5 protein-coding genes are annotated in these 6,422 nt (G+C 69.6%); 4 read left to right on the top strand and 1 reads right to left on the bottom strand.

Annotated elements, in window-relative coordinates; translation table 11 throughout:
- Positions 1 to 19 precede the first annotated feature (19 nt).
- The 4 genes from JNB62_RS18130 (at position 20) to JNB62_RS18145 (ending at position 5,468) form a co-directional block, all read left to right on the top strand.
- Positions 20 to 637 (top strand): RNA polymerase sigma factor, encoded by a 618-nt coding sequence (locus JNB62_RS18130; RefSeq protein WP_220302302.1) that lies wholly within the window; start codon positions 20 to 22, stop codon positions 635 to 637.
- A complete protein-coding gene (locus JNB62_RS18135) occupies positions 621 to 1,094 on the top strand; it encodes a hypothetical protein (protein ID WP_220302303.1) in 474 nt (157 codons plus the stop codon). The genes JNB62_RS18130 and JNB62_RS18135 overlap by 17 nt, the downstream gene beginning before the upstream one ends.
- Positions 1,095 to 1,165: 71 nt before the next feature.
- Positions 1,166 to 2,911: a S8 family peptidase gene (locus tag JNB62_RS18140; RefSeq protein WP_220302304.1), complete on the top strand. Its 1,746-nt coding sequence runs from the start codon at positions 1,166 to 1,168 to the stop codon at positions 2,909 to 2,911.
- 58 nt (positions 2,912 to 2,969) lie between these two features.
- Complete coding sequence (locus tag JNB62_RS18145; RefSeq protein ID WP_220302305.1) at positions 2,970 to 5,468, top strand: CHAT domain-containing protein; 2,499 nt, start codon at positions 2,970 to 2,972, stop codon at positions 5,466 to 5,468.
- A gap of 210 nt (positions 5,469 to 5,678) precedes the next feature.
- On the opposite strand, the gene JNB62_RS18150 is transcribed toward JNB62_RS18145, so the two are convergent.
- Positions 5,679 to 6,422: LysR substrate-binding domain-containing protein (locus tag JNB62_RS18150; protein ID WP_223231251.1), on the bottom strand; the 744-nt coding region annotated here is incomplete at its 5' end.

Below are 6,422 nucleotides of genomic sequence, written 5' to 3' on the forward strand. Positions count from 1 at the left end.
TGTGGACAGAATTGGCGCTATGACGCAGCCGGGCGCCGAGCCATCCGTCGACTCCGTGGAGCCGGCGCGATGGGAGCGCGCGGCTGCGCTGTTCGTGCGCTGGCGCGAGGGCGACAGCCGCGCGATGGATGAGCTCGTCCGCCTCATGACGCCGCCGCTGTGGCATGTCGTGCGTGCGTACGGGCTCGATCATGCGCTGGCGCAGGACGTCGTGCAGACGACGTGGCTGACGCTCGTGCGCCGTCACGAGACCATCAACGACCCGCTCGCGGTGTCGGGGTGGCTCACGATGTGCGCGCGCCGCGAGGCGTGGCGGGTCGGCAAGCAGCATCGGCGCGCCGATGCCACCGAGGCCGAGTCGCTCGAACCGCACCTTCCGGTCCACGAATCCGCCGAGCAGACCGCGACCCAGGACGACGAGACCCGTCGCCTGTGGGTCGCCGTCGCGACGCTCAACGACCGATGCCAGCGCCTGCTGCGGATCGTCGCGTTCGAGGACCGTCCCGACTACGCCCGCATCGCCGAGGATCTCGCGATGCCCGTCGGGTCCATCGGACCGACCCGTCAGCGCTGCCTCGCAAAGCTCCGCGCCGTACTCGAGGGCGACGGATGGAGGGGTGATGACGATGGAGACTGAGGACTTCGCGGCCGACGCCGCGCTCTTCGCACGCATGCGCCGCATGTGGGAGGACGTCGATCCGGTGCCCGCCGACCTCGTCGACCGGATGGTCGCCGCCGTCGCGGTGGAGGATCTGTCTCGCGAGTACGCCCTGCTGACGCTCGTCGAGGGGACGCTCGCCGCCGTGCGCGGCGAGGCAGACACCGCGACCCTGCAGTTCAGCGACGGGACGACGAGCGTGCTCGTGCACGTGACGGCCACCGAAGGCGGCGGCCGTCGTGTGGACGGATGGGTGGATGCCACCGCCCTCGCGATCCGCCTGATCCAGGCCGACCGCGAATGGGCCACGGACCCCGGCGAACACGGACGGTTCGCCTTCGACGAGGTCACGCCAGGGGTGGCGCGACTCCGTCTTGTCGTGCGCGACGCCGACGGCGCGCTGCGCGACTTCCAGACCCCGCAGTTCGAGGTCTGACGCAGTTTCGTTTTGGGAAATGGATGCCGCGGCCTGGGGGCCGCGGCAGCCGCTATGTGTGAGGAGACGACATGCCGAGAGTCGACAGCAATCCCCGACGGACATGGCGCGAGCGCGAAGTCGCCGGCGAGCCGAAGGGCGTAGTCCTCGACCCGCGCCGCGAGCCGGTGCCCGACCTGCAGGCCTACGACACGGTCTACGTCCCCGGTCACCTCATGATCTCAGGTGACCCGAGCGCCGCGATAGACGTGCTGAAGGAGGCCGCCGGAAAGCTCGGCTGGGACATCGAGCCCGAGCCGGTGAGCGAAGGGAACGGGGTCGAGCCCCTCACCCGCGCGCGTATCGTCCAGGCACCGAAAGAAGGCCGAGATGATGAGCCGACGCCGCCCGTCGACGCATGGCGGCTTCTTCAGCAGGCACGTCGGGAGAAGCTGATTGCAGCGAAGACCGCCGAGGCCTCCGGAGGTGGGCGGGCACCCGGCGACGCCGAGGAAGCCACCCTCAGGTCGGATGCCACTCGCTCCGTGTCGCTGGAGGCATCCATCTCGAACGATCCCCGGCGGCGCGCCGCGACCGCAGCGGAGTCGGGGTTGCGCCGGAGCCACAAGGCGAAGGACGACGAGGTCATCGCGCAGGTGAGTCTCGATCATGTTCTGACCGTGGATCCGATCGGTATCAACCCTCACGGTCGCACCAATCCGCACGGCCGCACGAACCCGCACGGGCGCACGAACCCGTCCGGCACAGACGGCTATGCGTACCCGGGCTCGGGTGGACTGGAGATGGTGAGCTTCATCGGCTCTCCGCCGATCGAGCGCCACACCCTCGACAAAGGCGGACGGCGCCCCGTGATCGCCTTCGCCGACACCGGGTGTGGTGATCATCCCTGGTTCGTCTCGGACGGACGACCGGTGGTGCGGACGGTCGACGCGGTCGACGGCAGCGGAGTGATCGGCGTGAACGATCCGAACACGGATCCCGAACGTCACGGCGATCAGTCCGGACCGTTGGATGGCTATCTCGACGACGCCGCAGGGCACGGGACGTTCGTGGCCGGTGTGCTGCGTCAGGTGTGTCCTGAGGCCGACATCATCGCCATTCGAGTGGCGGACAGCAACGGCAGCGTCCTCGAGACTGAGCTGATCACAGCGCTCGAGCAGCTGTCTGCGTGGATCGACGCCGGCACCGACGATGAGCCGCGACACGTCGACGTGCTCAATCTCTCGCTGGGGTACTACCACGAGACGCCTGAGGACGGCCGGTTCAGTCTGAGGCTCTTCGAAGCCTTGAAGAACCTTCGGACTCGAGGGTGCACCGTCGTCTGCTCGGCAGGCAACGACGCGACGGAGAGGCCGGCCTTTCCCGCAGCGCTCCACAATTGGGGCGACCCGGACCTCACTTTCGAAGAACCGGCGGGAGCGGCGCGCCACGTCGCAGTCGGCGCCCTCAACCCGCAGCGGACTTCGGTGGCGCTGTTCAGCAATATCGGCGACTGGGTCACCGTCTACGCGCCCGGGACATCGGTGATGAGTGTGTTTCCGTCGTTCGAAGGCGGGATCCAGGCGGGATCGCGCTCGGACCGTGGCGAACGCCGCCGGCAGAGCCTCGATCCGGATGACTTCGAGAGCGGCGCGACGGGCGGTTTCGCCGTCTGGAGTGGAACCTCCTTCGCCGCGCCCTACGTGGCGGGATCCATCGCCGCCGCCCTCGCTCCGGGCCTGATGAACCCGACGGGTGTCGCCAAAGCCGGCGATGCTGTCGAGTCCGCTCTGGCAGTCGTGCGAAAGGCAGACGGCTCGCCCCTGCCGAAGATCTGACCAGGGAGTGCCGTTCCGCCCGCTACCCGCGGGCGGAACGGCACGCCATGATTGCACCATGGGGACGCTGGCCGATTCTGAGGCGATGCATCGACGCGGCGTCGACCTGGCCAACCTCGGTCGCTACGCCGACGCGCTGCGTGTCTTGCGGATCGCTTTCGACGGCGCGCACCAGGGCGGCGACGTGAACCTCATGGCGCGTGCCGCGGGCACCATCGCGTATGTGCTGGCGCGCACCGGCGACGTCGATGCGGGTGAGCGCCTCTGTCTGGACATGCTCTCCCGTGACGACCTCGACGCGGTGACGATCGCGCAACTGCACGGGCAGCTGGGCGCGCTCGCGCTGGAACGGGGTCTGCTCGAGCAAGCCGTCGACTGGCTCTCGAAAGGCGTCGATGGACTCAAAGAGCATCCTGTTCGCCAGGCGAACGTGCTCATGAACCGCGGCCTTGTCGAGATGGACCGCGGTCGATTGGACGCGGCGCGGGCGGACCTCGAGCTGGCCGAGCAGATCTACCGGGAGGCCGGTCTCTCTGACGAGGCCAACCAAGCGGTACACAATCTCGGATACCTGGCCATGCGCGGCGGAGATCTCGTGACTGCCCTCTCACTGATGCAGCGCGTGCGTGATCCGCTTGACGATGAATCGGATGTCTGGGCGGCGATCAATGAGCTGGATCGCGCCGAAGTGCTCCGTGACGCGGGGCTGGTCACTGACGCAGAGCGCCTTCTCTCTACCGTGGCGACAGTGCTCGGACGACATCGTGCGCCGCGAGAGCGCGCCGGAGCGGAGTACCAGCTGGCCCGCTCGCTGCTGACACACTCGCCGGAGAGGGCCGCGACCGTCTCGCGGGCAGCCGCCCGGCGGTTCCGGGCCCTCGGAAGTGAAGGCTGGGCCTTGCGGGCGGAAGCGATCGCTCTGCGTGCAAGGCTTGCTGTAGACCGCATCGACCGCTCGGGGCGTCCGATCGCATCGGCTCGGCGGCTTCCTTCCGTGCGTGCGGTCGACGAGACCGTAGCCCAGCTTCGCGCCCACCGCTTCCTCGCAGAGGCCGAGGCGCTGGCGTTGACGGACACGCTCGCACGCATCCGTCGCAGCCGTCGGGCGTCGATGCCGCTCCCGCGTGTTCCCCGGCGGATGCCCCTGGAAGTCACCATGCTCGCGGCCGAGGTGCGCGCCGCGGCTGCGGCGGTGTCGACGCGCGAGGCAGACTGCCGACGCGAGGCCGCCGCCGGTCTCGAACTGCTTGAGCGCACGCAAGCGACCTTCGGGAGCCTCGATCTGCAGACGAGTTCGGCGATGCGCGCCACAGGTCTGCTCACTGTGGGCCTCGCGTCGGCTCTCCGTTCGCGTCGACCGGAGGTGATCTTCGAATGGTCGGAGCGTGCCCGCCTCATGAGTCAGCGGGTGCTTCCCCTGCGTCCTCCGCCGAATCCGGAGCTCGCTGCCGACCTCTCGGAGCTGCGGACGATCCGTGCCGCAGCATCGGACGGTGACTGGCTGGCCGATCCGCGTGCCGCCGCGCTGCACCGGAGAGCCCAGGAGCGGCAATGGTCGTCGGCTGCGTCGGCCGGTCTGACCGGACGCATCTCCTTGTCCCAGTTGCAGGCCGCTCTCGCCCCCGAAGAGATGCTTGTGACCTATGTCTTCGACGGAACCGACCTGGTGGCGCTCGCGGTCTCCGGCGGCGAGGCCACGATGATCGACCTCTCGTTGCGCGATGTCGGTGCGGCATTGGTGGGGTTGCGAGCGGATCTCGATGTCGCTGCCAGCGTGACCTCGGGGCCACTCGCAGAGGTCGTGCGAATGAGTCTCCGTGAGCGGCTCGGCAGGATCTCGTCGCTGCTGGTCGAGCCGCTCGGCGCAGCCCTCCAGAGCGCTCGACGAATCGTGCTGCTCACCCCTGGCGTGCTCGCCGGTATCCCGTGGTCGATGCTGCCCGGACTTCGCGGGCATGCGGTGGCGGTGGCGGGATCGGCGTCGGCGTGGGCGGAGAACCGGTCGCGCGGTGAACTCCGCCACAGCAGTGCGGGTTTCGTGGTCGGTCCGCGCGTGGCGCGCGGTGACGAAGAGGTGGCTGCCGCGGCGGTGCCCTGGACCAAGAGCCCGATCCTCCTGGGCGATGCGGCGCGAGTCGGTGCCGTCACGGCGCTCGCGTCGCAGGTCGATGTTCTGCACATCGCGGCGCACGGCCGGCACGCGGTGGACAACCCGATGTTCTCGGGTCTGGAGCTCGCCGACGGCACGCTGTTCGGCTACGACATCGACCTCATCGAGAACGTCCCCGACACCGTCATCCTCTCGGCGTGCGAGGTCGGCCGGTCCTCGGTGCGCTGGGGTGAGGAGGCCGTCGGCATGACGCGCGTCTGGCTGCATGCCGGAGCTCGGTGCGTCGTGGCGGCGCCGGTGGTCGTGGCCGATGACGACGCGTGCGAGCTGCTCGCTGCCATGCACGAGGGTCTGGCCGCCGGCATCCCGCCGTCCGTCGCGCTCGCCGAAGCGTCGGAGCGCACGGGGATCGTCGCGCCCTTCCAGGTGCACGGTGCGGGCTTCTGAGATTCCCGGAGGATTTCTCGGAATCGGATGTATCACGGCGGATGCCGGGGACTCCTGCTCTTCGGAACCGCTCAGTGCCGCCCTACCGGGGGGTCGGGCGCACGAGCAGAAGACGTCTGGGGCCGCACCTGGGGATGCGGGTCTTCGGTGCGGGTTCCTCGAGGGGTGTCGCAGGGGACCTGGCGGCACCCCTCGTACCCGTCCCGTGGTTCAGCCGCGTGAAGAGTTCGCGGTGCGCCCGCGCACGATGCCCACGAAGGCGTCGACGGCCGGGTTCGCCCGCTCCGCCACCCACGCGAGCGCGACGGTCGAGGTCGGGCCGTCGTGCAGCGGACGGTAGTCGGCGTCCTTGCGGTGGTGCAGGCGCGCCAGCGACATCGGCACCACCACGAACCCCACGCCGGCTGCCACCGTCGCGATCGCCTCGGCCGTGTCGGCCGGGGGAGCGAATCGAGGCTCGACGGTTCCGGGGATCCGGATGCCGAGCACGTCGTCGCGCGGAACCACGAGCACCTCGCCCACGAGGTCGGCGGTGTCGAGCTCGTCGACCGCGAGCAGATGCGAGTCCTTCGACGTCACGACGACCGGAACCTCGTCGTACAGGGGGATGACGTGCAGGCCGTCCTTCTCGATCGGCAGCCTCACGAGTGCGGCGTCGACCTCATCGTCGACGAGCGCTCGCCGCTGATCGGCCACGGCCAGTGGCACGAGTTCGAGCGCGGTGTGCGGCATCCGGTCGTTCCACGTGTCGATCCACCTGCCGGGCGTCGCACCGGGGATCGCACCGAGCGTGAACCTCGCCGGCATGACCGGCGTGACAGGCTCGGGCTGTGGTGATCGGGGCTGGGCGGGCTTGGCCTTGCGGGGCTGCGAGCCTTTCGGCGTGCCCTTGCCGGCCCCAGCCGGACGCCCGCCGGGGCGCCGGGAGGCGGCATCCCGCCCCCGTCCTTTGCC

The sequence above is a fragment of the Microbacterium jejuense genome (assembly GCF_019511665.1).
GTDB classification, from domain to species: domain Bacteria; phylum Actinomycetota; class Actinomycetes; order Actinomycetales; family Microbacteriaceae; genus Microbacterium; species Microbacterium jejuense_A.

What these genes read in the sequence shown, in the direction of transcription:
- JNB62_RS18130 (WP_220302302.1), top strand. Translation starts at nt 20, where the DNA reads ATGACGCAGCCGGGCGCCGAGCCATCCGTCGACTCCGTGGAGCCGGCG.
- JNB62_RS18135 (WP_220302303.1), top strand. Translation starts at nt 621, where the DNA reads ATGACGATGGAGACTGAGGACTTCGCGGCCGACGCCGCGCTCTTCGCA.
- JNB62_RS18140 (WP_220302304.1), top strand. Translation starts at nt 1,166, where the DNA reads ATGCCGAGAGTCGACAGCAATCCCCGACGGACATGGCGCGAGCGCGAA.
- JNB62_RS18145 (WP_220302305.1), top strand. Translation starts at nt 2,970, where the DNA reads ATGGGGACGCTGGCCGATTCTGAGGCGATGCATCGACGCGGCGTCGAC.